This is a genomic window from Streptomyces sp. AC627_RSS907 (assembly GCF_019049165.1).
The window spans coordinates 1-669 of sequence record NZ_JAGMUE010001034.1 but is presented as its reverse complement, the minus strand read 5'-3'; the positions used below and the strand labels follow the sequence as shown (position 1 = coordinate 669).

At 76.8% G+C, this 669-nt stretch carries 1 protein-coding gene; it reads right to left on the bottom strand.

The features are described 5' to 3' along the window. Window positions 1–669, bottom strand: a 669-nt coding sequence (locus tag KUM32_RS40100) for a ketoacyl-synthetase C-terminal extension domain-containing protein (protein WP_217146640.1), incomplete at both ends; no start/stop codon positions are given.

The window sequence follows — 669 nt, the reverse complement described above, 5'->3', positions numbered from 1 at the left end:
GGGCCAACGCCTCGCCACAACGCGCCATCGACTCCGCGAACACCGGAGCCGAAGCCATCAACTCCCGCGCCATACCCACCCACTGGGCACCCTGGCCCGGGAAGACGAAGACGGGGCGGTCGGCGGCGGGGGTGACGGTGCCGCGAACGACGTGGGCGCCGTCGGGGCGGCCGGCGCCTTCGGCGTCGCGGGCGAGCTGGTCGAGGCCGGCGAGGAGTTCCGTACGGTCCGCTCCGACGACGACGGCGCGGTGTTCCAGGGCGGCCCGGCCGTCGACCAGGGTGCCCGCCACGTCCAGCGGGCGCAGCTCCGGGTGGCGCTCCAGGTGGTCGCGGAGCCGCGCCGCCTGGGCGGTCAGCGCCCGCTCCGTCTTGCCGGCCACCACCCACGGCAGCGCCTCGTGCTCCGTGCCCCGCGCGCCGGCGTCGTCGGCCGGCGCGGACTCGGCGCGCTCGGGGTCGGCGTGCGCGGCGGGTTCAGCGTGTTCAGTGTGTTCAGTGTCTGCCTGTTCCACGATCACGTGGGCGTTGGTGCCGCCCATGCCGAAGGCGGAGACGCCGGCGCGGCGCGGGCGGCCGGTCTCCGGCCACGGCCGGGCGGTGGACAGCAGCGACACGGCGCCCGCCGACCAGTCGACCTCGGGCGTCGGCTCGTCGGCGTGCAGCGTCG